Origin of the sequence: Oceanospirillum linum (genome assembly GCF_001995095.2) — a bacterium.
GTDB classification, from domain to species: domain Bacteria; phylum Pseudomonadota; class Gammaproteobacteria; order Pseudomonadales; family Halomonadaceae; genus Oceanospirillum; species Oceanospirillum linum.
Window position 1 is genome coordinate 1 of sequence record NZ_MTSD02000100.1, and the last position, 440, is coordinate 440.

1 pseudogene is annotated in these 440 nt (G+C 42.0%); it reads left to right on the forward strand.

The annotated features are described in order from the left end of the window. Positions 1 to 34 precede the first annotated feature (34 nt). A pseudogene (locus BTA35_RS16820) lies at positions 35 to 440 on the forward strand (monovalent cation/H+ antiporter subunit A); the annotation flags it as partial.

Below are 440 nucleotides of genomic sequence, written 5' to 3' on the forward strand. Positions count from 1 at the left end.
AGATTAAAAGCAATTACTGAAAGAGGATATTCGCTTGTCTGAATACTTATTCTGGATTCCGCTGTTAACTTTACTTGGCACATTTGTGCCGTTGTTAACCGAAAAGCTGAATCGTAATCTATGTGCGTTACTCACATCTATCGCACCTGCACTGGCATTGTTGCTGGTGTTGCAAAGCGCAGAAGCTGTTTTTCATTCAGAATCGCTTCGACAAACGATGGGTTGGTTTCCTGTAATGGGTCTTGAGCTGGCTTTTCGCTTGGACGGTCTATCGCTTTTATTCTCTATATTGATCATTGGCATTGGCTTGCTGGTGATACTGTATGCGCGCTACTACTTATCTGAACAAGAGTCTATAGGGCGCTTTTACGCTTATCTTATTCTCTTCATGACTGCGATGCTGGGCATTGTATTGTCTAATAACCTGATTCAGTTATGGA